This window comes from Roseiconus nitratireducens (assembly GCF_008629675.1).
Taxonomy (GTDB): domain Bacteria; phylum Planctomycetota; class Planctomycetia; order Pirellulales; family Pirellulaceae; genus Stieleria; species Stieleria nitratireducens.
In genome coordinates, this window is sequence record NZ_VWOX01000025.1 from 34,324 (window position 1) to 60,648 (window position 26,325).

General features: G+C 60.6%; 18 protein-coding genes and 1 tRNA gene. 5 read left to right on the top strand and 14 right to left on the bottom strand.

Annotated features, from left to right (window positions below; genetic code table 11):
• Nucleotides 1-4: 4 nt before the first annotated feature.
• Both FYK55_RS26380 and FYK55_RS26385 read right to left on the bottom strand, forming a co-directional pair.
• Nucleotides 5-78 (bottom strand) — tRNA-Arg (locus tag FYK55_RS26380).
• 155 nt (nt 79-233) lie between these two features.
• Nucleotides 234-1,622 carry a UTP--glucose-1-phosphate uridylyltransferase gene (locus FYK55_RS26385; protein WP_150079635.1) on the bottom strand — a complete coding sequence of 463 codons (1,389 nt, stop codon included), beginning with the start codon at nt 1,620-1,622 and terminating at the stop codon, nt 234-236.
• Nucleotides 1,623-1,761: 139 nt separating this feature from the next.
• Here FYK55_RS26385 and FYK55_RS30010 point away from each other — a divergent pair, with 139 nt between their 5' ends.
• Nucleotides 1,762-1,896, top strand: a complete 135-nt coding sequence (locus FYK55_RS30010) for a hypothetical protein (RefSeq protein WP_261344970.1) — start codon at nt 1,762-1,764, stop codon at nt 1,894-1,896.
• 137 nt (nt 1,897-2,033) lie between these two features.
• Here the strand turns inward: FYK55_RS30010 and nth are convergent, their stop codons facing one another.
• Both nth and ruvB read right to left on the bottom strand, forming a co-directional pair.
• A complete protein-coding gene (gene nth / locus FYK55_RS26390; protein ID WP_150079636.1) occupies nt 2,034-2,687 on the bottom strand; it encodes an endonuclease III in 654 nt (217 codons plus the stop codon).
• Between the two features lie 272 nt (nt 2,688-2,959).
• Complete coding sequence (gene ruvB / locus FYK55_RS26395; RefSeq protein WP_150079637.1) at nt 2,960-4,033, bottom strand: Holliday junction branch migration DNA helicase RuvB; 1,074 nt, start codon at nt 4,031-4,033, stop codon at nt 2,960-2,962.
• A gap of 204 nt (nt 4,034-4,237) precedes the next feature.
• On the opposite strand from ruvB, the gene FYK55_RS26400 reads away from it, so the two are divergent.
• Complete coding sequence (locus FYK55_RS26400) at nt 4,238-4,828, top strand: sigma-70 family RNA polymerase sigma factor (RefSeq protein WP_150079638.1); 591 nt, start codon at nt 4,238-4,240, stop codon at nt 4,826-4,828.
• A gap of 371 nt (nt 4,829-5,199) precedes the next feature.
• Here the strand turns inward: FYK55_RS26400 and FYK55_RS26405 are convergent, their stop codons facing one another.
• Entirely contained in the window at nt 5,200-7,779 is a 2,580-nt protein-coding gene (locus FYK55_RS26405; RefSeq protein WP_150079639.1) for a hypothetical protein, read from the bottom strand.
• A gap of 202 nt (nt 7,780-7,981) precedes the next feature.
• On the opposite strand from FYK55_RS26405, the gene FYK55_RS26410 reads away from it, so the two are divergent.
• Entirely contained in the window at nt 7,982-9,790 is a 1,809-nt protein-coding gene (locus tag FYK55_RS26410; protein ID WP_150079651.1) for a SulP family inorganic anion transporter, read from the top strand.
• 153 nt (nt 9,791-9,943) lie between these two features.
• On the opposite strand, the gene FYK55_RS26415 is transcribed toward FYK55_RS26410, so the two are convergent.
• Both FYK55_RS26415 and FYK55_RS26420 read right to left on the bottom strand, forming a co-directional pair.
• Nucleotides 9,944-11,941, bottom strand: coding sequence for a VWA domain-containing protein (locus tag FYK55_RS26415; protein WP_150079640.1), 1,998 nt, complete (start codon nt 11,939-11,941; stop codon nt 9,944-9,946).
• Nucleotides 11,938-12,831: a DUF58 domain-containing protein gene (locus FYK55_RS26420; protein WP_150079641.1), complete on the bottom strand. Its 894-nt coding sequence runs from the start codon at nt 12,829-12,831 to the stop codon at nt 11,938-11,940. Before FYK55_RS26420 ends, FYK55_RS26415 begins: the two co-directional genes overlap by 4 nt.
• Before the next feature lie 175 nt (nt 12,832-13,006).
• Between FYK55_RS26420 and mutS the strand changes: the two genes are divergently transcribed.
• Both mutS and FYK55_RS26430 read left to right on the top strand, forming a co-directional pair.
• Nucleotides 13,007-15,640 carry a DNA mismatch repair protein MutS gene (mutS, locus tag FYK55_RS26425; protein WP_150079642.1) on the top strand — a complete coding sequence of 878 codons (2,634 nt, stop codon included), beginning with the start codon at nt 13,007-13,009 and terminating at the stop codon, nt 15,638-15,640.
• 406 nt (nt 15,641-16,046) lie between these two features.
• On the top strand, nt 16,047-16,907 hold the full coding sequence (locus FYK55_RS26430; RefSeq protein WP_150079643.1) for a hypothetical protein: 861 nt from the start codon (nt 16,047-16,049) through the stop codon (nt 16,905-16,907).
• Nucleotides 16,908-17,682: 775 nt separating this feature from the next.
• On the opposite strand, the gene FYK55_RS26435 is transcribed toward FYK55_RS26430, so the two are convergent.
• The 7 genes from FYK55_RS26435 to FYK55_RS29865 all read right to left on the bottom strand — a co-directional run.
• Nucleotides 17,683-18,681, bottom strand: a complete 999-nt coding sequence (locus FYK55_RS26435) for a 2-hydroxyacid dehydrogenase (protein WP_150079644.1) — start codon at nt 18,679-18,681, stop codon at nt 17,683-17,685.
• A gap of 6 nt (nt 18,682-18,687) precedes the next feature.
• A complete protein-coding gene (locus FYK55_RS26440; protein WP_161604768.1) occupies nt 18,688-19,917 on the bottom strand; it encodes a response regulator in 1,230 nt (409 codons plus the stop codon).
• A 90-nt stretch (nt 19,918-20,007) separates the two neighbouring features.
• The gene (locus tag FYK55_RS26445; RefSeq protein WP_150079646.1) at nt 20,008-21,504 is read right to left on the bottom strand and encodes a sensor histidine kinase; all 1,497 of its coding nucleotides are present in this window, start codon (nt 21,502-21,504) and stop codon (nt 20,008-20,010) included.
• Between the two features lie 14 nt (nt 21,505-21,518).
• Nucleotides 21,519-22,967, bottom strand: coding sequence for a class I SAM-dependent methyltransferase (locus FYK55_RS26450; protein WP_150079647.1), 1,449 nt, complete (start codon nt 22,965-22,967; stop codon nt 21,519-21,521).
• A 261-nt stretch (nt 22,968-23,228) separates the two neighbouring features.
• Nucleotides 23,229-24,140 (bottom strand): helix-turn-helix domain-containing protein, encoded by a 912-nt coding sequence (locus tag FYK55_RS26455; protein WP_150079648.1) that lies wholly within the window; start codon nt 24,138-24,140, stop codon nt 23,229-23,231.
• Between the two features lie 842 nt (nt 24,141-24,982).
• The gene (locus FYK55_RS26460; protein ID WP_161604769.1) at nt 24,983-26,005 is read right to left on the bottom strand and encodes a peptidylprolyl isomerase; all 1,023 of its coding nucleotides are present in this window, start codon (nt 26,003-26,005) and stop codon (nt 24,983-24,985) included.
• 103 nt (nt 26,006-26,108) lie between these two features.
• A partial coding sequence (locus FYK55_RS29865) for a hypothetical protein (RefSeq protein WP_235909001.1) occupies nt 26,109-26,325 on the bottom strand: 217 nt, incomplete at its 5' end.

The following is a 26,325-nucleotide window of genomic DNA, read 5'->3' on the forward strand; positions in this document are numbered from 1 at the left end:
TAAGTACACCCCAGAGGATTCGAACCTCTAACCTTCGGTTCCGTAGACCGATGCTCTATCCAGTTGAGCTAGGGGTGCTTGGGTGAGATCGGACAGTGTAGCAGTGGCGACGCGTGCTGCAAGGGCTGATTGAGACTCGTCGCGGCTCGGTCAGGTTCGCCCGGTTTCTCTCGGATTGTGCTTGTTCGGTCGCTTCCTTCGGCCGGCTTGACACTTTCCTGAACGATGCCAATTTAAAACGGGTTTTCCCCCTCGTACGTGCCGGCGGGGACCGTCCGCGGGGCCGCGTCCTCCGAGTCGTCACCGGTGAACGTCACGTCACCGACGCAGGCGATCCCCGAAGCTAACTTTAAATTCCCCGTCACCGTCAAACTGTCACACTGCCGCAGCGAAGGTGCCGCTTCCACCCGGGCTTCCAGATCGGCGATCTTCTTGAAGTACCGGTCGTCCAGCTTCACCGTCGGTGGCACCGATTCTCGCTCGGCGATCAATCCCACCGACGCGTCCTGGCGGACTTCGTAGGCGTCGGAACGAACCGCCAACAGGTCTCCCGTCGTCTTGACCGGCGCGAACCGCGACCGGGGAACACGGATCGCATCGGTGTTGGGCAACGCTTCGATCGCCGCCCCCATCGCGGTCTCCAACTGGTACACCGGCGTGGAATCGGAATCCTTCGGATCGACCGTCTTGCGGTTGGTGATCGTCGGCAATGAAATCACACCGTCGTTGGCATCCATGAACTCCGAAATGGCTTGCAAGTCCAACCACAAGTTGTTGGTGTTGAAGTAGCGGTAGCGCGTCACGTCCTGAAACTGCTGTTCTTCCTCGGGGTGACACTGGGCCTTTTCACGCAACAGCAATCCGCCGCTTTTGGAACGCGCCAAGTGTCCGCCTTTGCGATCGGCCGCCGTCCGGTCGGCGACTTCCATCAAAAAGGATTTGCCGCTTTTGACGAAGTGGCCCAGGATCGACAGGTCCAATGTGGCCCCCAGGTTGTCCGCGTTGGACACGAACACGTAACGACGGCCTTGAGAGAGCAAACGCTCCAGCGTTCCGCTGGTGACCAATGCCGCGTAGATGTCCCCGTGCCCCGGCGGGCACCATTGCAAATCCGGATCGGCTGACCACTCGACCGGTAGCATTGTTTGGGCATCGATTTTGGGGACTTGGTGCTGCAGAAACGTCAGCACCTCCACCGAGTCCTGTCCGCTAGCCTGGATCGCCTGGTCGGTCTGCTCCTGCGTCGAAAAACTGTTCATCAACACCAACGGAACCGAAAGCTGGTTCGCTTGGCGGAGAATCAAATCCAAAAACGTGTCGTCCCCCCGCACCGGCAACAACGATTTCGGTCCCGCCAGCCCCATGCTGGTGCCCAACCCGCCGTTCAACTTCAGCACGGCGACGGAGCTGAGATGGTCTTTGCCAACTTGAGCAAGGGATTCGTCCAGTTGCTCCGCGTCGGTGACATCCTTCGCCGGTTCGATCTCGCTCTCACGCAGGTACGACTCGTCGCCGCTGCACAGGTTTTCGTAGTGCCGTTTGAACAACCGCACGACGATGTCGGGCGATCCGGCCTGGGCGAGCTTGGACTGGACGGATTCCCAATTCGATGCGATGGACATGATGAACGCTGCGTCTTTGGGGCAAAAATGCGGGGGAAGCGGTTCCAGCAGTTTCGCCGAAGCGGCCTCGTTCGCAAACCGGGGGGCCGAAAGCGAAACGGAATTTCGCCGGACCGCCGCCCTTAGAAGGCGATTACGAATGGAACTGATACTTCAAATCGTCGTCGTTGGGTGTGCGCGAAAGAAAGGTGATCGCCAATTGGACTTGGCAGACGTGACGCTTGACTTGAAGTTCTACAGACCGGCGGCTGAAGTTCCACAGACCGGCGGCTAGCGCCTTGCCGCTGACTAGTCCGCCGGTTCCCGGAGACCGGCGGCTAGCGCTTTGCCGGTGACGCCACCGCTTCGCGAGATCAGGTAGGGCGTGCCTTGCGTGACGCAACTTTCGCGGAGCGAAAGGCGACGTTGTGATCAGGGCTTTTTTGCTTGAAACGGTTTTTTGCGGTTGGGGTACAGCGTCCGGCACAGTTCGCACTTGGTTCCGTCACAGCCCCGGGCGGTGCAGTGCTCGCGTCCGTACAGAATGATCTGCAGGTGCAACCGAATCCAAGTGTCACGCGGAAACAGCTTTTTCAAGTCCGCCTCGGTTTGCGTCACGCTCTTGCCGTTGGTCAGCCCCCATCGCTGGGCCAGACGATGGATGTGCGTGTCGACCGGGAAGGCAGGTTTGCCGAACGCTTGTGCCATCACCACGCTCGCGGTCTTGTGACCGACCCCGGGCAACGCTTCCAATTCGGAAAAGGTCTGAGGCACCTGGCCGTGATGTTCGGCAAGCAGCTGTTTGGACAACAGCACCAGGTTCTTCGCCTTTTGTTTGGAGAGCCCCAAGGGGCGAATGATGTCCAGCACCTTGTCTTTGCCCAACGCCGCCATTTTCTCCGGCGTGCCCGCCACGCGGAAAAGCTCCGGCGTGACTTCATTCACCTTCTTGTCGGTGCACTGCGCACTCAACACCACGGCAACGAGCAAGGTGAAATCGTCGGTGTGATCCAACGGGATCGGAGGATCCGGGTAGAGCTCGTTGAGGCGTTCCAGGATGATCGCGGCACGTTCTGTCTTCAGCACGGAAAAGGCAATTGCAGGGAAAGGGTAACAGGAGGTGAATTGGCGGGAGTTAGATCTCCCGAGTCATAGAGGGGTGAACGCAGCAAGGGTGCGATCGCTTTGCTTCTCGCTGGGGCGGAGTTGCTGTCGCCGCTTTGCGACTGGTGGTGTTTTCGGCGACCGGTTCCGTCGGCTCGCGCCGACGGCAGGGCGCTGTCGTCGCTTTGCGACTGGAGTCGCTCCGCTCCCGAAACACCAATCCGACCCGGAAAGCGGATCCAAAGACGGTCAGGCTAGGGTTGCAGTGGCAGCTTCAGGTGTTCAAAGGCTTTGGCCGTTGCCATGCGTCCTCGGCGCGTGCGGACGATCAATTCGCTCCGCAACAAAAACGGTTCCACTTCGTCTTCCAAGGTGTCACTGCTGACGTTCATGGTATGGGCGATCGCTTCCAGCCCGCTCGGGCCGCCGGCAAAGACTCGAATCAGGGTGTCCAAGTAATTCCGGTCCTGCTTGTCCAGTCCCAGCGAATCGATCCCGATCATGTCCAACGAGTCGCGAGCGACGCCCAGGGTGACGTCACCTTTTGCTTTGATCTGGGCGTAGTCACGCACCCAGTGCAGCCGGTTGTTGGCCAACCGCGGCGTGCTGCGACTGCGTTTCGCGATTTCGCCCGCTGCCGCCTCGTCGATCTTGATCGTCAGCTTCCTGGCGTTGCGCTGCACCAGTTCCCGAAGTTGGTCCTTGCTGTACCAGCCGAGATGCTCGCGGATTTGAAAACGGTCTCGCAATGGCGCGCTGAGCATCCCGGCGCGCGTCGTCGCACCGATCAGGGTGAATGGTTGCAGTTCGAAATTCAACGTCCGCGCGTTCACGCCCTCACCCAGCACGATGTCGATCCGAAAGTCCTCCATCGCCGTGTACAGGTACTCTTCAACGCTCTTGGGCACCCGGTGGATCTCGTCAATGAACAACACGGACTTTTCGGACACGTTGGTCAGGTAGGGCAGCAGGTCTTTGGGCGCCGACAAACCGGCGCCGTTGGCCATTTGGACCGTGGTCCCCATCTCCGCGGGGATGACGGTCGCAAAGGTCGTTTTGCCAAGCCCCGGCGGACCGTCAAACAGGATGTGCCCCAACGGTTCGTCCCGACCGCGGGCCGCGTCAATCGCGATCTTCAACCGTTCGATCACGTCGCGCTGGCCGACCATTTCATCCAGGCGTCGTGGCCGCAGTTGGACATCGCGTTCACCGGCGGAGTCTCCGCCGGAGAACCCGTCCCCGGAATCGCTCCCCGGTGGCAGGTCGCCCGGTGGCAGGTCGCCCGGGGGTTGCGGATTGGATTGCTGGTAAACTGCTTCTCGCGCCATCGATTTTCATCCGTGGTGAGTGATGCGCGGCGTCCGGATTGCAGACGGGTAACGCCCTCGCGACCCCTGTTTTACCCGATCTTGCGAATTGAGTCGGCGCGTGGTTTGCCAGGAAATTTCCGGCTAAATTGAAGGGGTTGCCGCCCGCTCGTCTTGTTCCGGCCTTTTCCTGAAGTCCTTCCGTCTCCCGGCGCCTCCTCCAAAATGACCGAAATATCCGACTCCTCCGCGTCGTCGAAACCGATCGACGCGAGCGACCCCGCAATCATCGCCCAGTACGAGCCCTACCTGCGGATGTTGGCTCGGACCCGGATGCGTCGCGCCTACCAGGCCAAAATTGGTGCCTCCGACATGGTCCAACAAGCGATGTTGCAGGCCGTCCAAGGATTCGACGGGTTTCGCGGCAACACGGAAGCGGAGTTGCTGGCATGGCTCCGACAAATCCTTGCTCACCATCTGTGCCATTTGGATCGTGATCTGCACCGCGACAAACGGGACATCCGCCGTGAACAGTCGATGGAACAAAAGCTGGCCGCTTCCTCGATGCGGTTGGAGGGATTGCTGGCAGGCGATGGACCGACGCCCAGCCAAAACGTGGCCTTTGGCGAAAACATCGTGAGGATCAGTCAAGCAATCGCCGAATTGCCCGAACCCCAAGCCGACGCCGTTCGCTTGCACTACCTGGAAGGGATGAAGCTGAAGGAAGTTGCCGACGAATTGGGCAAGTCCACCGGCGCCGTCGCCGGCCTGCTGCACCGGGGCATGAAGGCGTTGCGAAAGTCTCTGGACGGCTAAGTCCGGGCCGGAATCTTGTTCGCACTCGAAAGCAAGCTTCACCTCGGTAGGTCATGCTGTGCATGACACCAGCTTCATCCTTCTGCTGCAGGGCGTGCGGTTTTTTTCAACTTCTTTCCGAGGAAGGTCGAGCGCAGCAAGGGGAGCATTGGCTCGCCTCTCGCGAATCGGATTGCTTTCGCCGCTTCGTGGCTGAGTTTTTTTGGGCAGCCGTTTCCGTCGGCTTGCGCCGACTGCAGGGAGCTATCGTCGCTTTGCGACTGGAGGCAAGCTGGTACTGTCATGCACAGCATGACCTACCGAAGCGCAGAATCAGTACACCTTCCACGTTCTGGCGAACGTGGCTACGGCGGGACGCTGTCGTGAGACGGCTATCGGTCTCGGTAACGTTGTTTCAACGCGTCGTCTTCGGGCGGCCGCGTCAATAAGATATACGCCGCCCGTTTGCGTGCCTCCTCATCGCGTCCCAACCGGCGCAGCATTCCGATCGACTGCAACTTCGCCTGGTGCCAATCCGTCGTTCCCATTTTGACGCCGGCAGCCAGCCGATCGGAAAGTTCCAACGCAGCTTCCAACGCGGCCTGCGAATCCGAGTTTCCGAGCAGTGCGATCGCTTTTCGCAAGGATTCCCGCGGATCTTTTCCATCCAGCGCGATTTCCTTGACGCGCCCAATCGAATCCGCATCCACACCTTCCCACAGCTTTGCCTGCGCCCGTTGCCATTCGGTCAGCTGTGGCCATGCCGCCAGCAGAGGCCCGAGCTGTGACCGCAAGGTTGGCTGCAAGGCCGCATCGCGAAACAGCCGCCAACTGAAACGCTGCAACCATTCCGGTGCGATCGCCGAACCGTCGTCAAGCACCACATCCCGCAACCGTTCGACTTGCTCGCCAATGTCCCCGGCGGCTTCAGAAGCGCGCAGATCAGCCAACAATCGGAAGGGCGGCCCCGACGCCGTCGCGTCCTGGTCGATCGTCAAACCAGGTTCGATGCTGAGCCGCCCCCGGTCAAACATCCAAACCGATAGCCTGTCCACCGCCGAACGAAACTCCGGATTGCTTTCGGCAATTTCCTCCAGGGCATTCGAAAGGGTGTCCAACGGCTCCGTCGCCTGAGCGGTTTCCAGGTCGGACAGCCAGTCGTACCAAAGTCCGGCGACGCGATCGAGCTGCGCCGGATCGTTTGCGAGTAACAGTTGCTGGAGCGCCGCGGTCGCGGCATCCTCGCGTCGGCCCGCCGCAACCAACAAGTCACCTAGCCAACGGTTTCCGCGGACCGCGGACTCACTCGCCGGCCAACGCTGTGAAAGCTCGGTCAACAGTTCTTCCAATTGCTCCAAGCCGGCTGCCGGATTCTTGGAGGCTTCCGGAGACTTGCTGACCAGCACCGCCGCTTGCAGCATCAACTGAGGCGCCGCCGATTCTTGAGCGTGCTTTTGTGCCACCTGCCGCAGAACGTCCACGGCCGCAGAAAACTCCTGACCGGCAACCGCCGCAGCCGCACTTTTGGTCGCCATCTCGATCGACTTGTCCGGCGTCGTTTCCGCCAAAGCCGCTTGCTTCAACAACGCCGCGGCCCGCAGCGGTTCTCCTCGTCGGAGCCAGTCTTCGCCTTGGGCGGCGATCAGTCCGGGAGCGACTCCGGACATCGCGTTCCCCGGGTTCGAATTCCGGGCGATCGGATCGGCGGCATCGGAGTCGCGCCGCATGCGGGCCAAGGCAATCGTCTCGGCGCGTCGCCGGGCGAACGGACCGCCGCGACGTTCGATTTGGTCCAACCAGGACGAGATCCGCCGCGAGTCGGCGCCTTCGGCCAGTAAGACCCGAAGCCGCGCGAAATCCATTTCGGTGCTCCGCGCTGCTCCGCCCCCGCTGCCTGCGCCGGTGAAGTAGGTGTCGACCAATCGCTTCGCATCGGCAACCTGGTCGTCGGCCAACCGTCGCCGGACTTCCAGCGCGTCCCATCGCGGCGTCTCGGCATCCCAAACATTGGAACGACGATGCTCCTGAATGATCTGCTCCGCCGCCTGCGAGTTGCCACTTCGCAACCGTGCGTCGGCCCACCAGCGTTGGGCGGTCTGACGCGAGAGCGTTTCCGTGGGCAATTGCGGGAGCGTCTTTTCGGCAAGCAGCGCCGCCTCGGCCGCCGCGGTGCGGTAGTCGTCACTGCCTTCGGGAAACAGTTCGGTTTGCAGGATCGCCAGGGAGATTCGCTGCAATGCCAATTCCTGGCTCAGCCGGACGACATCGTCGACCAGCGTGCCGCCGGCATTCTCGCCGGATCGCAGGACCGCCAAGGTTCCCGCGACCTGATCCTGCAGTCGGGCCGTGTCTTGTTGCAGGCGAGCGATCCGCTGCAGCAATTGGTCGGTCATGGCCGGGCTGAGCGGAGAAACCGAAGCGGCGAGTATTGCCGAACGAAGCAGGCGTTGCCGGCAAGACAGCCTGGCGGCTTGCAAAAAACTGGCTGACTGGGCTTCGGGATAGGCCGACAGCAGTTGATCCACCGGGGCGCACGCGGCTTCGATCGCCGGCTCCAGCCGCGTCATCAGGACCGAAGGATTGACACGCAAGATTTCAATCGCGGCTTGTTCGGTCAGCACTTCCGAAAGCCTGGCAGTCCAGCGGGCACTGTCACGACCTTCCGGAGGTCCGTTGTCTCGCAGCTGCTTGCACAACCAGATCGCATCGTCGAAACGCTGCATCTGCAGCAGACGATCAACGGCGTCGGTGGCCGCATCGTCCGTTTGGCGGTCAGGCGACGGCGGCTGGGCGCAGCGGGCCTGGTTCGGACCGAAGACCGTGGGCACTCCGACCGCGGAGACTCCGATGAAACCGATCAAGAACGAGGCGAAGGTCAGCGACGTTCGTGACGTCCAACCGTGGGGGGAACGGATGAGGTTCAACAAGCGAAAAATGTTTCCTTTCTTGCGTTTCTTTCTTTGCGGCGTCATCCCGCCCGTCCAGGCAAATTGCGTGGCGATCGCTGGTGCTAACGGGCGCGAAGGTGGTTGATTCTCACCTCGCACCGATTTGTGGTGCGCACCGATCCAGGGGGCCGGCGGGTGGTGGGGTGACCTGATATTGACCGGAGGGGTGCGGAAACTAGGATCCGCAGCTTGTTTCTACGTACGCGATTCTTTGACCACCCATTTTATGCTGAATTTCTTTCGCGCGGGCACCGCAAGTGCCAAGGATGATTTGCTGTCCGGTTTGACCGTCGCCCTGGCGCTGGTTCCCGAAGCAGTCGCATTTGCCTTCGTCGCCGGAGTTTCTCCCCTGATCGGACTCTATTCGGCGTTCTTCATCGGATTGATCACTGCCGCGGTTGGCGGCCGCCCCGGAATGATCTCCGGCGCTACCGGCGCGATGGCTGTCGTCGTCGTGGGCCTGGTGGCTCTCCACGGCATCGAATACCTGTTTCCCGCTGTCATGCTGTGCGGTCTGATTCAGGTCACCGTAGGGATTGCCCGCCTGGGGAAATTGATTCGGATGGTGCCCCACTCGGTCATGTTGGGATTCGTCAACGGCCTGGCAATTGTGATCGGCATGGCACAATTGGGCAGCTTCAAAACACTGGACGTGACCAGCGGTCGTCTGGTTTTCCTATCCGGTCCCCGTTTGTACGTGATGCTGGGCTTGGTGGCGTTGACCATGGGCATCATTTACTTGCTCCCCAAACTGACGCGAGCTCTGCCGGCTTCCCTGGTCGCAATCCTGTCCGTCACGCTGCTGTCGGTCGCGATCAATCGCAGTGGTGTGCTGCCCGCGGGCGAATTGTCACCCAACGCGGTCGCCACCGTCGGCGACATGCTGCGGACCAACGCGGTGGCAAGCCGGATCGCCGAAAAGAATCATGCGTCGGTCGACAGCGAACTGGCCGGGTCAGCGGCGACACCGCATTTTGTCGCCGTCGAACACGTGTCCGACGGAACCGACACCGAAGTCACGTTGACCGCGATGCGCAACGACTCGATCGTCGGACCGGTGTTGCGTGACGGGACCGACCGGGGCGAAAAGCCTCCGGTTAGCGAAGCGGACTCCTCCATCAGCGGCGGGTTGCCGACACTGTTTTTCCTGCAGTACAGCTTGCCGCCAATGAATTGGGAAACGCTGTGGATCATCCTGCCGTTCTCACTGACGCTCGCCGGCGTGGGGCTGATCGAATCCCTGATGACGTTGACGCTGATTGATGAAATCACGGAGACCCGCGGCCGCGGCAATCGGGAGTGCGTCGGCCAGGGTGTCGCGAACGTCCTGTGTGGTCTATTCGGCGGCATGGGCGGCTGCGCGATGATCGGTCAATCTTTGATCAACGTGAATTCAGGCGGCCGTGGTCGATTGAGTGGGATCACGGCGGCAGTGTGCCTGCTGATGTTCATCTTGTTCCTGGCTCCACTGATCGAACAGATTCCGATGGCCGCACTGGTCGGAGTGATGTTCATGGTCGTCATCGGGACGTTCGAATGGGCGTCGCTGAAAATGGTGCGTCGCGTCCCGCCGGCTGATTTTGCCGTGATGGTCCTGGTCGCCGGTTACACGGTGGTGATGCATGACCTGGCGACGGCCGTGATCTTGGGCGTGATTGTTTCGGCCTGCGTCTTCGCTTGGAACCACGCCACGCACATGGGCGCTGACACGCGAATCGACGAGCACGGCAGCAAGATCTACCAATTGCACGGCCCGTTGTTCTTCGCCTCCGCGACCAGCTTCAAAGAGATGTTCGACGTGCGTAAGGATCCCGAAGACGTCGTGATCGATTTCTACTACACCCGCGTGTATGACCAATCCGGTCTGGAAGCGATCAACGCGTTGGCTGAGAAATACGAGGCTGCGGGGAAACGCCTGCACCTGACGCATTTGAGCGATGAGTGTCGACGGTTGCTGGATAAGGCGGGTGACCTGGTCGAAGTCAACCTATCCGAAGACCCGCAGTATCACGTGGCGACGGACCGATTGGGCTGAAACGATCGGGCTCGAGGTGACAACCCTCCCCGCGTCGTCGCAAGCTCCTCCGCGACCCTCCCGGAGGGAGGGTGATTAAAAGCTGCACGACCTCCAAGCGGGAGGGTGAAGTGACTTGTGTCGGCAACAACGCACAAAGCTGACGCTGCCTAGCTAGGCGATCCGCCGGTTGTAGAGCCACCACTCGACGGCGATCAACGCCAGCATCCCCAATAACAGCCACCGCCAATATTCCTTTCGCGTTTCGACGGTGCCGGCGGTCTCGACCGTTTCGTAACCGAGGTCAAAGGATTCGCGCGGCAGGATGTCGCTTTCGCGTCCGCCGAACAAGTTGATGCAGAACAGATCGACCAGTTTCCCATTGGCGATCACCTTGTAAGCTCCCGGCACATCCGAATCCACGTACTCCACGCTTCCCGACGCACCGGTGGGGACGGTTTCCGGCGTCCCGTTGCCGCGGGCAATGTCGACCGATTCCAGCTGGCTTTCGACGCGCAAACGAATTGTGTCGCCGGGCAAGAACGAGGGGGCCGACGTTGCGTCGGCTGCCCCAGCCAAATAGCGCAGGACATTCAACAGGAACACCGGCCACGATCGCTCCGCGTACCAGTTGGTGTTCGTTTGCGGTGACCCGTCTTCACCCGTGGTGATCAGTTCGAACCCCAGCACCAGATCCTGGTATCCGTCCCGCGGCGCCAGGGCAAGCACGGTCCCGGCGTCGCCGCCGACCAGCTCGCGCGTCCCCGGTGGGCCCTCGACCGCTCGACCTTGAAAGATCAGCAGCGAAAACAGTTCCAGGTACTGCATCATCGGGTGAGTCCGATCGACATCGACCAGGATGGTTTGCCCCGGCTCACTGGCCCAGGACCACTGATCGCTGGGAAGCGCGCCGATAAAAAACGTGTTGGTGTTCGGCAAGGCTTCCGGGCGACAACGGTCGTAAATGATCAAGTCGTCCAAACCAGCTTCGGCCCGGCCCGCATACTCCGGCGTTTGCAGGTAGTCCGGCGATTTGAACGTGGGGACACAGATCTTTGCGGCGTTATCGGTCGACAGCCCCAGCCGCAACGGTTTGTTGCCGGTCGTGATCACCAAGACCGAGACCGTGCGCAGCGGACGCAGCCCGGCGTAGGCGTAATTGTCGATCAACAGGTCGTCTTCAAACGGCTGGTCGCTACCGCCGGTGGAGGATTCCAGCCGCACTTCCAGCGTCGCTGCGTCCTCCTGGTCGGCCAACGAGAACGACAGTCCGGTTTCCTCGCCACTGCCCAACGTCACCGATGCGGAATCCCGCCATTGACCGTTGACGTACAGGGACACGTTGCAGGTTTCTTCCGAGGCACCGAAGTTGTTGATCGTCCCAAAGGCTTTGGCGGCCCCGGCCTGTTCGACGTTGCGGTCGGCGTTGAATGCGGTGATGGCCAGGTTTCGCGCCTGATCCGAACCGATCTTGCGGTACACGGGTTTCAAGTTACCGACGTCGAAGCCTTCGACATCGCGAAAGCCGCCGTCGGAGTAAACCAGCAGATCGGCGGGCTGCGGATCGGCGACCTGAACATCGTTTTCGTCACCGGTGGTGCTGCTGCGGCGTGGATTGGCCAGCCCGTCGGCCGCTTCCAGGGCACCAATGATGTCGGTCGGCCGATTGGTGACTTGGGCCTGATCCAACGCAGCTCGCAGGCGATTGCGATCGGACGTGAAGGATTGCAGGACTTCGGCACGGTCGCTGAAGGTGATCAACATCGCCGTCTCGCGGTCATCCATCGCATCGATGCGGTCGCGGATCATCTTCCGCGCGGTCTCAAAACGGTTCTGCCGCCCCTCGGTATCGCGCGCCATCATGCTGGCCGATGCATCCAGCAGGAAAATCGATCGCGGCTGGGCGGAGGTTTGGCCGCGGATTCCGGGCCGCAACAGGGCGAAAGCCGCCAGCGCCACCGCCAGCAGTTGCAAGAACAACAGCAGGTTGCGACGGATGCGTTGGAACAAGCTGTTGACGTGCAAGTCCTCGACGGTGCGGCTCCACAGGTACGTGCTGGGAATCTCCACCGGCTCGCGACGCAATTTCAGGAAATACAGCAGGATGATGCCGATCGGCACCGCGGCGAACAGCGCCCACTGCCAGCGATCCAAGGTCGAAATCCAGCTCATCGAACCACCCCCCGCTGCCGCAGGTAGCGGGTCATCACGTCGTCAACCGGCTGATCGGTCCGCACCGGCAGGTACACGATGCTCCGTCGCGAGCAAAACGTTTTCACCGATGAAATGAACGATTGAAGCGTTTCCTGGTACCGCTTCAACACATAAGCGTTGATGGTGATTTCAGTTTCGTCCCCGTCTTCGGCGTCAATCAATCGACGATCACCACGCAGCGGAGGATCGATTTCTTCGGGCGACAGCACGTGCATCACGAACACGTCCATCCGGCGGCCGACAAGCATTCGCAGGGCGGATTCATAACCGCCCTTGTCCATCAAGTCGCTGATCAAGATCACCACGCCGGTGCCAGAATTGCGCAACGAGAAATCCTTGATCGCGTCATGCAAGGAGACGTTGTCCCCGCTGGTCACGCTGTCCAGGTACTGCAACATTTTCCAAAGTCCGCTCCGTCCTCGCAGCACGGGAGCCCGGCGTCCCTGGTTTCCCAGAGCTTGCACGCTGACTCGATCCGCGCGACACAGGCCGACGTAACCCAGTGCCGCGGCAAGCTGTTTGGCCACGTGCAACTTGGTGGGCGTCCCGAAATTCATCGACTCGCTGACATCCACCAGCGGGTAGATGTGCAGGTCTTCCTCTTCTTGGAACAGCTTCAAGAACAGCTGGTCCAATCGCGCGTACAGGTTCCAATCGATCAGCCGCAAATCGTCGCCGGCCACATAGTTGCGAAAATCGGCGAACTCAACGCTTTGACCTTTGCGCCGGCTTCGCCGTTCTCCCTTCATTCGCCCACGAAAAACCTTTCGGGACACCAGCTCCAACCGCTCCAGTTTGGCAAGCAGTTCGGGCGACAGCAGGGCAAGCGATTCGGTGGTAGCACTCATGCGGGAATTGTAATGCATTTGCACCACCGCGGGGCCGCGTGGGACGGCTCGGTCGACGGCACGGTTTCCCTAATCGGCACCAGAAGCCGCGTGTCGCGACCGGCTGCCAGGTTGCCCGCCGACAAGCCGCCGCCCAGGCTGTTGCCTCGGCGGCCAGCCGGGTAGGATTGGCCGCATGACTCCGATGATGAAACAGTATCACGAAGCGAAGGCAGCGTGCGGCGACGCGTTGCTGTTGTTTCGCATGGGTGATTTCTACGAACTGTTCTTTGACGACGCCAAGCAGGCCGCCCGGGTGCTGGGGTTGACCCTGACCAGCCGGGACAAGGACAGCGCAAATCCGACCGCGATGGCCGGGTTTCCCTACCATCAGCTGGACCAATACCTGTGCAAATTGATCCAGGCGGGTTTTCGCGCGGCGGTTTGTGAACAGGTCGAAGATCCCAAGCAGGCCAAGGGTCTGGTCAAACGAGAGATCACGCGGCTGGTCAGCGCCGGCACGCTGACCGACGACGGGCTGCTGGACCCCCGCGAGGCGAACTATCTGGCCGCCGTGGTGATTCACACGCCGCGGAAAGGATCCAAGGTGATCGGGGAACCGATGGCCGGCATCGCCTGGGCGGAGCTTTCCAGCGGTCGCTTCTGCGCGGGCACCTTTCCGGTTTCGCGAATCGAAGACGAATTGGCGCGGATTGGCCCGGCGGAAGTCATCTACCGCGAAGACGACGCCAGCTTCTCACCGGACACGACGGCGCCCTGGTCCTGGACCGCTCGGCCGGCATGGAGCTTTGCGGAAGACACTTCGCGGGAATCGCTGTGCAAACAGTTTTCGGTCGGGTCGCTGGAGGGTTTTGGTTTTCGCGACGACGACGTGGCTGCGGTGCGTGCCGCCGGCGCCGCGCTGACTTACTTGCAGGAAACGCAACCCGGCGGGCTGGACCATTTCCGCTCCATCGCCGCCCACCACCGCAGCGGAGTGTTGGAGATTGATGCCTCCACGCGACGCAGCTTGGAGATCACCCGCACGCTCCGCACGTCCGCGCGAGAGGGGTCGTTGGTCGATGCGATCGATCTGACCTGCACCCCCGCCGGATCTCGGTGGTTGGCCGATTGGATCGCCGCTCCCCTGATCGAGATTCCGCGGATCGAAGAACGTCACGATGCGATTGGAGAATTCGTCGCCGAGGCCGCATTGCGATCCGAGCTGCGGTCAACGTTGAAACAGACCTTCGATGTCACACGGCTGTTGGCGCGGATCGCCACGGGACGCACCGGCCCCCGCGATCTTCAACAGGTCGCCCGGACGCTCGCAGGTCTACCCGAGTTGAAAGCCAAACTGCAGAACCGAAAGCCGCGACGGCTGGCCGTGATCGAGTCGCACCTTCACCTCTGTCCCGATCTGTTGCAAACGCTCCAGTCAGCACTGGCCGACGAATGCCCGCTCAACGCGGCCGACGGGAACTTCATCCGTCCCGGCTTCGACGAGCAACTGGACGAATTGAGAGAACTGGCGGCCGGCGGCAAGCAGTGGATCGCTCAGTACCAGCAGCGTCAGATGGACCAGACCGGGATCCCGAACTTGAAGGTCGGCTACAACAAGGTGTTCGGGTATTACCTGGAGGTCACCAATGCGCACAAGGACCGCATCCCCCAAGACTTCATTCGCAAGCAAACGCTGAAGAACTGCGAACGGTACATCACGCCGGAGCTGAAAGAGTACGAGGAAAAAGTGCTGGCAGCCGATGAGCAGGCTTCGTCGCGTGAGCAATCGCTGTTTGCCGAACTGCGCAACCTGACGCATCAACATCTGGCGGTGTTGCAGGAAGTTGCCAACGCGATGGCGGAGTTGGACGTGCTGGCGGCGCTGGCCGAAGTCGCCGCCCAGCGAAATTGGGTGCGACCGTCGATGACGGAAGATTCGGTTTTGCGAATCGAAGCCGGGCGACACCCCGTGCTGGACCTGACACTGCCGCAAGGTGAATTCGTCCCCAACGACTGCGTCCACTCTCCTGAGACCGGGATGATCTTGCTGATCACGGGCCCCAACATGGCCGGGAAAAGCACGTACATTCGCCAGGTCGCGTTGATCACGCTGCTGGCTCAAGCCGGTTCCTTCGTCCCGGCCCAGTCGGCGACGATCGGAATTGCGGACCGGGTGTTCGCCCGAGTCGGCGCCAGCGACGAACTCAGCCGGGGACAGAGCACGTTCATGGTGGAGATGGTGGAAACGGCACGAATCCTGAACACCGCGACCTCCCGGTCGCTGGTCATCCTGGACGAGATCGGCCGTGGTACCAGCACCTACGATGGACTGTCCCTGGCGTGGGCGATCACCGAACACCTGCATGAGCAGATCGGCTGTCGCACGATGTTTGCCACCCACTACCACGAGTTGACGCAGCTGCAGGAGTCCCTGCCGCGGGTCGCCAACCTGAACGTTGCGGTCAAGGAATGGAACGACGAAGTGGTGTTTCTGCACCGGATCGTTCCCGGCGGGGCGGACAAGAGTTACGGGATCCACGTGGCTCGGTTGGCGGGGGTTCCAGGCGAAGTCAACGAACGTGCCAAGGACGTTCTGGCGCAGCTGGAATTGGATCATCGCGACGCCCTGGACCGGCCCACGATTTCGCCGCCCCGAGGGCACCAAAAGTCCGGCGGAAACTACCAACTGACGCTGTTCGGGTTCGCCGATCACCCGGTGCTCAGCCAGATCCAGCGACTGGACCTGGACAAGATCACGCCCATCGATGCGCTGCAGTTCTTGCAGCGAGCCCAACAGGAGCTGCAGCGGAATCCGGTGGTCCGCTAGCCGGACAGCGACTCTTTGCGTGAGCCGCGCGGCGTTAGCCGCGGGTTTTCTCGCATCAACCGGCGGCGAGCGCCTTGCCGCTCATTGCACCGCAAATCGCGGTGTTCTGGATTAAAAGGCTCGCGGTCCAGCCAGGCACTTTCTGGTAAGTCCGTCATGACCTCGGATTCGCGATTCACCAGCATTCCGTGGACGGGCGACGCCGTCCAGCCAGCCAACGGGGCGGGGCCCGGGCGGCTAATTTTTGCTTAAAAATCCCATCTAACGGTGAAACCCTGCGACGGCAGCGTGGTTTCATTAAGGTAATGGCGATCCGGCAGACTGGTGTTTCAATCCGTGCCGGCAGCAAGGCGGTCCAACAGACGACCGCTCCCTCCTCTATTCGATTTGTTGGGAACATAGTTTCATGAAAATCTCTCGCACCCCCTTGGTGTTGGTGTTCGCGGCGGCCATGGCGATGGTCGCTGGCGACGTGATGGCACAGCGCGGCGGTCCCGGACGTGGGCGTCCCGGCGGAGGCCGACCGGGCGGCTTCGGTGGTCCTGGCGGTCCCGGCGGATTCGGCATGCGTGGCGGCGGCGGCAGCTTGATCGGACTGCTTCGGATGGAAGAAGTCCAAGAAGAACTCGAGCTGATGCCCGACCAGAAGGAAGCGCTCACCAAGGTGGCTGAAGAGATGCCGCGACCCGAGCGCCCCGACTTTGACTTCCGCGATCAAAGTGAAGAGAACCGCGAAAAGATCCAGGCCTGGATGGAGGACATGCGGAAACAGCGTGAAGAGGCCGAAGAAAAGGTCAACGCACAGCTGGAAGAAGTCCTGTTGCCGCCCCAAATGGATCGTCTGAAAGAGCTGTCGGTCCAATCCCAAGGCATCGGCGCCCTGATGAACGACCGTGTCGCAAAGGAGTTGAATCTGACCGCGGCGCAGAAAGAAGATCTGCAAAACGCCGGCGAAGAAACTCGTGCGAAAATGCGTGAAAAGATGCAGGAACTGTTTCAGTCCGGCGACCGCGACAAGATCCGCGAACTGTTCGAATCCAACCAGAAGGAAGTCGAAAAGGCGATGATGGCGGTCCTGACCCCGGACCAAAAGAAAGAGTTCGAAGAGATGAAGGGCGAGCCCTTTGATTTCCCCGAACGAGGACGCGGCGGATTCGGCGGCCGTGGACCGGGCGGCCCCGGTGGTCCTGGCGGCCCGGGTGGACGCGGTCGTGGTGGCCGTGGCGGTGGCGATCGCGGGGCCGAACGCCCCGCAGCGGAAGAGTGATCCCTCTCGCCTGTTGAACCAACGACCGAGGCAACCCTTGATGCTCGGACCAGTCTTCCGAGCATCCTACGGGCCCCGGTCGTTCGGCCGACCACGTTGGCCGCTCTGACCCATCGAGATACTGATGGAGCCCTTCCCCAAGGTTGGCAGGCTCTAAGTTCCCATCCCGAGATGTTGGCTGCAGCGAAGCGCTCCGCTGCACCGACGAGGGGCAGATTCTCGTTTGAGGATCTGTCCCGTTTTTTTTTTGCCCTGGTGCTTCAACGGCGCTGCTCTTGCACGTCGATTCCGTCGAGGGGAGTCCTTCTGAAATCTACCCTCCCGCTTGGAGGTCGTGCAGCTTTGAATCACCCTCCCTCCGGGAGGGTCGCGGAGGAGCTTGCGACGACGCGGGGAGGGCTGTCCGGCACGATTGATTTCAGCGGGTTCACGAAGACACCCTCCCCGGAGCCTCGTTCCTCGCCTCCGACCCTCCCGCAAGGAGGTCGTGCAGCTTTACTACTTCACCCTCCCTCCGGGAGGGTCGCGGAGGAGCTCCGCGACGACGCGGGGAGGGCTCGTCCGGGGTCGTTGTATTTCAGGCGAATTCTTGACGACACCCTCCCCAAAGGCTCGTGCCTCGCCTTTGACCCTCCCGGAGGGAGGGTGATCTCAAAAAACACGTCTTTTGCCGACTCAGAAAGCTGCACGACCTCCTTGCGGGAGGGTGAAGTTTTTTCTCGAATTTGTTTGCACCATTGCCGATCGCATTGCCGAGAAGGAGAGCGATCACCGATCAGCTCTCGACGGTGACTTCGTTGTCGCATTCTTCGCCGGATTCCAGGTCGCTTAGATTGCGAAGCGTGACTTCCGCGATCGTCTTCAGCGCTTCGGCGGTGAAGAACGCTTGATGCCCCGTGATCAACACATTGGGAAAGGTCAACAACCTCGCGAACACGTCGTCGGTGATCACTTGAGTGGAAAGGTCCTCAAAGAACAATGCCGCTTCCTCTTCATAGACGTCGATCCCCAGCGATCCGACTTTCCCACTTTTGAGCCCCTCGATCACGGCCCCCGTGTCGATGACGGCGCCACGTGACGTGTTGATCAACATCACGCCCCACGGCATCTTTTCGATCGCATCGGCATCAATCAGGTGATGGGTCTGGGGAACCAGAGGGCACTGCAACATGATCACCGAAGACTGGCGAAACAGTTCGTCGTTGCTGACGTAGCGGACCCCCATCTCAACACATTCGGGATTCTGGTGCGGGTCGCTGGCGAGCACTTGGCATCCGAATCCCTGCAGGATCCGACAAACGCAACACCCGATCTTTCCCGTCCCGACCACGCCAACGGTTCGGCCGTGCAGGTCAAAACCGAGAAGTCCGGCCAGACGGAAATCACCGTTGCGCACCCGATTGTAGGCCCGGTGCAGGTGGCGATTGAGTGCCAGTAACAGCGCGACGGCGTGCTCGGCCACAGCGTGCGGTGAATATTCGGGGACGCGCACGACGCGCATCGACAATTCGGACGCGGCATGCAGGTCGACATTATTGAAACCGGCACAGCGAAGCGCGATGATGCTTACGCCGCGTTCTTTGAGGGCCTTGAGCACGTCCCGGTCAACGACGTCATTGACAAAAACGCAAACGGCTTGGCATCCATCGGCCACCGCTACCGTGTCCAGGGTCAACCGGGTTTCGAAAAACCGGATCTGGTGCGGGAACTCGCGATTGGCCGCTTCGAAAGACGACTCGTCGTAGCTCTTGACACTGAAAAACGCGACTTTCATAGAACCCTATTCTGCGATTTCTTGTTCCCAAGCTTCCATGCAGGTGTAGACGGCATCAAACCACTCCGCCTGGACCGTCGGGATTTGAGCGGCTTTCAACACCACCGGGATTGTCTTCGGCAGGGTGACCTTGATGCCAGGTCCGGACGGAGGTTGCGGTTCGACGCGGAGCCGGCCGCCCAGGTGGTGAGCGATCAGGAAAGCGCTCAACAGGTCCATGTCCAATCCGATCGGCCATTTGTGAATCGGAATCGCCGCCGCGAACAATGATGCAAATTGGTCTTCGTTCAATGACCGGAAGCTTCCTCGAGCTTCGATGACCACATCGTCCGCACGCTCGTGGACCGAGAAATCGATTTTCGACGGCTGATCCTGCACGTCCGAGAGCCGACGCAACAGGATCTCGTACAGTTGCTTCAGCATGCCGGCATCCGATTCGATCGGGCACGGGGATTTGGCAGTCACCGCGAGGTCCAAGTCATCCTGCAACAGCTCGATCTTTTTTGCCTCAGCGACTTCGCGCGCGATCGACGCGGCGTCCACGTTCGGGGCGTCCCCGGTGGAGACGCCAACGGTTTCTTTCAGCAATGTCGTGATCGCATCGACCATCTCCCTGGTTTCCCGCTTTGCCAGGGCGGACAGATCCAACTCCGCGATCTCGTCCAATTGCACCTTGATGCGTTCTTTGACCGGCGACTGGGCCATGTAGCTGGCTAGAGCCGGCCAGGCACCGCGGACGCGTCCGTTCATCCCCGTGACCGCGGCAACCAGCCCGCGGATGCGATCCATCACCACCAAACGGTGCAGCACGCTCAGCTTCTCTTCCATCAAACGATCACGCTGCACCATCAACTGGTGAAACTCACACGCCCGCGTCAGCGTGCCGATCATTTCCTGTTCGTCAAACGGCTTGGTCAAATACCGAAAGGCACCGCCCTCATTGACGGCTTTGACCGCGTAATCCAACTGCGTGTAGGCGGTGATCAGGATACGCACGATCCGCGGATAACACGTCCTGACCCGTTCCATCAGCTGCACGCCGCTGACGGGGCCCATCCGCTGATCGGTGATCAGCACGGCAATCCGATCGGGGTTTTGCCGGATGTAGTCCCAGGCTTCCTCCCCCGAGGCGGCACGGCTGATCCGAAATTCGGTGCCAAACAGTTGGCCAAAGTATTTGAGCGCCGTCGCCTCGTCGTCGACGTACAAGATTTCTTTCTCGTCGTTGGGCAGCATCGATCGGCTCTGGAGTTTGGAATCGCTTCTTCCCGTCATGCATCGGCGATGCAAGTCAGGTCGCCACACGGCCAGCACCATACCGGCGGATCAAATCCATCCGGTAGGGGTGGTCCCCGTTTGGGCACGCGATTGAAACACATTTTCCGCGTTCCCACCCGAAGAATCTTGGGCCTCACGTTCGGGATGGGAATCCGAAGGTTCGGAGACCAAAGGCAAGTCGAATGTCACGGTCGTCCCGACGCCGACTTCGCTTTCGATCTGCATGGTTCCGCCGTGGGAGCGAACGATCGTCTCGCAAATCCCCAAACCCAGCCCCAGTCCTTCCCCGGAACGGGTCGTAAAAAAGGGCTGCTTCACCATCTTCAGATGGTCTTCGTCCATTCCGATCCCGTAGTCGACCACCGAAATAAAGAGACGCTCGTCGCGCGGCACCGCCCGGATGATGATCGACTGCGGTTTGGCTGGATCCGGCCGCGGCGTTGCGGTTGGCCGCCCGGGTACCGGCTGCATCGATTTCTCCGCGTTCAAGATCAGGTTCAGCAACACCTGCACGATCTGGCTTTGCGCTCCGTGGACCATGGCATCCATCTGCGTGTTTTCGTCCAACACCACCCGGCCGTCCGGAAGTTCGTGCGTTAAGAAGCGGATCGCCGTGTTGGCGGCATCACGCAAGCGGAAAGGTGCCTGCACGGTCAATTGCTCGGGATGAGCGAAGGACTGCAGATCTGAAACAATGTTCCCGATGCGGGCGACTCCCGATTCGACGTCGGACAGCGTCTCCTGGGCATCGGGATCGCTGACGATCCGACGTTTCAAGACCTTGATCGCCATCAACGCGTAGTTGACCGGATTGTTGATTTCGTGCAGCAAACCCGCCGCGACGCCCGCGATGGCCCGCATCTTTTCGCTGTGCACAAGCCGCTGTTCGGTTTCCCGCAACTGGGTCATTGATTTCCGCAGCAACTCTTGCTCGTACGCCAGATCGCGGTTCAAACAGTAGGCTTCGAACCGGTTCCGACGGTTGGCCCAACACACGGCGACACAGGCCGTCCCGCAGACGATCAGGAAAAAAACCGCCTGGATGACTTCGCCGCTGATCGGATCCTGGAATCCTTCGGCCGCGTAGACCGCGACCAGGTAAGCGGCGATCGAAATCCCGCAGTAGGCCAGAGCTTCGCCGGTCCGGAAACCCAGCATTTGGACAATGATCATCAGCAGAATCAGCCCAAAATAGTAATGGGACTGGCTGCCGTCGGTCAGGTACATCATCCAGCAGATGAACAGGCCGGGGACCAGAATCAAAAAGAAACTGACCGGTTCAAACAGTCGGCCGGAGGACCAGTAGCGTCGAGTCGCCAAACCGATCGCCAACATCGCGGTCACCAGGAAACGACTTGCCAGCAGGGGCAGGAATTGATCCGGATACAGGTTCCAGTCCAACACGGCCCCCAGCGGCATCAGCAAGACGCCCAGGGCCAACGCGATGTCAGCGATTCGGCATCGCCGATCGCGCTCCTGCAGCACAAACTCCGGGTTGTCATCCGGTCGGCCGTAGTCTCGTCGGTGAGCGACTTCGGTCTTCATGCAGCTTCGACTCGTCAGGACGCGGGCTTGCGAATCTCAAGAAACACATTCACACCCGTCGCGTCGACGTAGGCGTTTTGCTCACCGATGTCCGGCGCCAGTGCCCGCATGTCGTCCATCGTTCGCAGCTCCAGATTCCAGTCCAGAACCATCCCCATCATGGCGACCGAGGAATGCGATGGGGTCACGTTGGTCACCAACACCATGCCTCCCGGAGCGACCCAAGAATAGAACAGTTCCAGCAGGTATCCACAGGTCGCATCCCGCAAATAATCAAACAGTCCGGCACAGTAGACCACGTCGTACTGGGTGGCAAAGGCGCCTTCATGACCTCCTTCGTGAGACATTTTCAGAATCTCGTGAACGCTGCGCTGCTCGGTTGCGATCTCGATTTCAGGACGCACCCGTTTGACCTCCGGGATCAGATGCCTTTGCACAAACTGCAACGTCTCGTCGTTGAAATCCACCAGGCGAAAATCCATGTGCGCCGAAGCCGGATCTGATTTGGCGAATCGATCGATCTCCACGGCGGGACCACAACCGATATTCAAGACGCGGACCCGCAGTCGATTTGCGCCGCGACCGTCACCGGACTGCTCTCGCTGGCGAAGAGCGAGCACCCGGTAGGCTTCTCGTGCCAATGCGTTGTGCAACATTTCGATGCGATTACGGTGCGCCGCCGGAGCATCGTGCCGCAACGCCGAGGCGTTGACCAGTTTGGCAAACGTGTTGGCTCCTTCCCAGGGCTCGGTCAACATCATCCGAACCATTTCGTAGTCGCCGGCATAACCGAGCGGTTTGTTGAAAGCCCGATTCATGAACGGCGACGCCATCAACAACGGGTGCAATTCGCGCTGGGCAAACGCCCGGTGAAACGGCAGGTCGCGGCGTGAGACTTCACGGCTGACCCGCTCGAATTCACCGTTCAGCTCGGCGAACCGCGGGGCAATCTCCTGGTCAACGTCCTGGACGAAGTCCAACACCCGATTGACATCCGATTCTGCACTGATCGAGGCTTCGGTTTCCCAATGTTCCAACCAGCGTCGAAGCTCCTGCAAGTAATTTCTCAGACTGGTAACGGCCAACCGAAACGGGGCTCCCACACGCGCATTGGCGTCCTCCCAATCCTGCACAAAATCTCGCACGAAAGAGCGCAGCAAGTGGCCGGGCCCCAAATTGTTCAGGTCGCTCCAGGGATCCACCAGGGATGCCGAGACAATCAGGATCAAACCCGTGTTCAGCAGACCGGTGATCACGGCTCGACCGTTGTAGGTCGCACGATCGCCCTGATGAATCGTCAATTCCGTCAGAACCTCTGACAGTTGGACAATCGAATACGGATTGTAGACCTCAAAGACGACCGCCTGCCGTGACAATCGAACCAGCGACCCTTCCGCAGCGACGCCCTGCGAATTCTTGAAACTCACATGAGACGAGATGGTGATGTTCTTCTTTTTCGCCACAAATTCGAATCGCCCTTCACGATGAATACGGTCAACGGATCAAAGCATAATTTTAGGTGCCAAACAGCGACCAGGGGCGGATTTGCGGTTTGACCAGAAAGGCGGATGGCCGAAAGCCAATCCTCCGCTGGCCGGACTTTCAACCACCGAACGGACCAACGGCACGCGCCACCGGAAGCACGCGTGATCTTGCCTGTTGCGGTCCCAACGGACGTCGCCTCGCCTCGCTTTTGGGGCGACTCGACGCAGCCCGCAATAAGGCTACTCCGAAACCCCCGGCCCAACCGACACCGATTCCTCGGAAAACGTCTCGGACAACACGCGGACGTAATCGGAAGCCGCCTGCACCAATCGGCCTTCGGCATCCGTGCCCAACACGGTAACCCCCGCTTTCGTCACGGTGAACTCGATCAGACGGAGATGATGGGCCGCCGCTGCCTCCGACTGCCGGTCGTTGACCGGCGCCTTCCATGTTTCGACAACGTGCCCGGATAACATCGCCTGGCGCAGCATGTCCAACGAGTCGGACGCATCGCACCACGACTGAGGGGATACGGACGACTTGGGTTGAGCGTGCAGCGTCTTCCAATCGTCCCGGCCATCGGTGCGCAGCGACATCAATTGTTGGGTCAGATGCCCAGCCAGAGCTTCCGGCGACACGTCCGCGAGCTGGTTGCGAGACGTCGCCGCGGGGGTGTCGATTGCAACGGTTCCGACGCTCGTTTCGCCGGCAGACGAATCGGCAGTCGTCTGGGTGGCGGGCGTGGCAGCGGGCGAATTCGGGTCGGCGGAATCGGCTTCCGACGCCTCGTCAGCCGCGGGGAGATCAAGATCCGGATCGTCGAAGGTCCCTGCCAGGAAATGGGCGACCTGTCGAATGATGGCCTCGACCGACGAGTCCTGGTGGTCCGACGAAAAAGCTCGCCCCAGGGCATCACGCAGACGCGACGGATTGATGCGAGCTGCGTCCGACCCGCCGGCGCCCCGGATGACATAGCTTGCCTGCTGGGAATCAAACTCGATGTTGATCCCCATTTCACGCAGCAGGGCGATATCGCGATAGACCGTCCGCCGGTTGACATTCAATTCGACCGTCAGACCCACCGGGTCGTACCCACGACCGCTTTGCAGCAGATTGAGAATTCGCAATGCGCGATCCAGTCTGTATCGCATCGCTATCGTCCTCTGATTTCTCGAAGGGAAAGAATCACCTCATGACCTGACGCCCCCACTTCAACTCCGCCAGCGCCGCGCCGACGGTCCCAATTACCGGAATTCATCGACTCCGTCTCACCCCGGAAACCGACCAGCGAGACTGCCTCCAGCTGTGCCGCAAACGGTTTCGAAGCTTCGCAAATCTCTGGAGGCAACTTCGCCAAAAGCTCGTTGCCGTCGCGGCGCCAGTTGATTGTTCGGCACAACCGTTCGCACCGATTGACCCTCACCGGCAACCAATCTGTGCCGCGGGAGCGCGCTTTGTTGCCATGTTAAGTAAACGGTCTCCAACGTCCGGGGTACCCGGAGTCGCGACGGGGAGATCTTACCGAATCCGCACAGTTTTGTGACGCGATCTGGCTCAGAACGCTGGATTTAGCGATCGACGTTTTAACCAAACCGAATGTTGGTTTGCAAAAAATTTATCTTAAAATCTTCGTTGGTTTCCACTCGACGAGTCTCTAAAGTGGCGGTAAGATTCGTTCAGCGGTGACACAAGTTGTCACCGTTAGCGTCTAGGTGGTTTTGCCCCAACCTCCTGGACGCGTTTTTTTTGCGCGGACCACTCGTTCCGCCTCTCGCAGCCACATGGCCCGCCGCCGATTTCAAGGCCGGAGCCTGGGAACCAGGACGCACGTCGCTACCGACGCCAGACGTTGGACACCCTGCGTTTCGCCTTCATTCTGCCGGCACCCGTCAACCCTTTGCGGGCCGAGCCTCCCATCCAGCCGGTTCCAAGGCCGGGAGCCGAAGAACTGGAGGAGAGCTTCGACGCCGGCGCCCGACGGTGCCTGAAACCATCACTGGCCCGGCGGTCGCAGCCCGTCAATGAACCACACCAGCTTGTAATCGCCCTGACGCGCCGCCAGCGCATCGAACATTGCATCGGCGGCATCACGTCGCAGCCCGGTCAGATCTCGCAGACCTTCGAAAGGAGTCTCTTCGGTGGCCCGTTCTCGCACCAGGACCAAGTGCATTCCCAACGGGCTGCGAACAGGTCCAGCCAGTGCCCCGGGCGGCGTGTTGCGGATCGCGTCCATCACCACGCGTGGCAAGTCGCCTGGTGCGGATACCCAACCAATGTCTCCGCCCCGATCAGCCGTTGCGCCATCGCTTTCTCGAGCGGCCAATTCCGCAAAAGCACGTTGCAAGCTCTCCTCCGACTCAGCTTGGTCATCCAATTCTCGCTCGATCGCCGCCATCCGCTCCTGCACAATCGCCTGGGAGTCCGGTTGATCTTCATGGAACGCCAGGAACAAATGCGAAACCTTCCATTTCGTGGGCGCGTACCGCTTGCGATTGACTTGATAAAAGCGTCGCAAGTTCTCTTCGTTCAGCCGGCTTTTCAGATAGCTCCCCCAGGCGACATCCCAGTCGCGGGCCCGACGGAGCGACGCTTCGTCGGTCTGACGCTGCTTCGCATAGCTTTCCGGATCGCTTCCCTGACGCTTCAATTGAGCGAGAAACGAATCCCAAGATCGATCCAACAGCGATTGCAACGAATCCCCGCCCATGTCGCGCAACGTGCTCATGGCCAAGTGACGCTTGACCAACAACGCGCTGCAAGCCCGCTGGACCGTGGGATCAACGCTCGCAAGCCGTCGTGCCCCAAGTTTTTCTTTCAGCAACAAGTTCAATTCTCCAAGAAACACGGGTTGCCCATCAATCGCGCAGATCGGGTCCGCGGGGCCGAACGTGTCTTGCGCGTTTGCGATGCCGAAGCTGCAAGCACCCAGCAGCATTGTCGCCCCCCATCGCGCAACCCAGCGGAGCGCCAACACGATTGGCCCGGTGGCGTTCGGCAAAGACTCGACAGGCCGCATGATGGAATTCCGGAGCAGGTGGAAGTGAAAGAACATGGGACGGAGGGCCGCTGGCAACCCTGCCCAATGTACCCACCGTCGCCAGACGGCGGACGACGTCCGTTCACGCCGAAGGCGGAGCCTTTCGTCCAGCGGGTTCCAAGGCCGGAGCCTGGGAACCAGGCAGGGAAGCCGCCCAACGTAGCCGCCGTCGCCAGACGGTGGACGCCCTCTGATCGCCCCCTGCTTGCTCGACGATCTGCGATGTTCCGAAGGCGGAGCCTTCCGTCCAGCGGATTCCAAGGCTGGAGCCTTGGAACCAGGCAGGGAAGCTGCTCAAC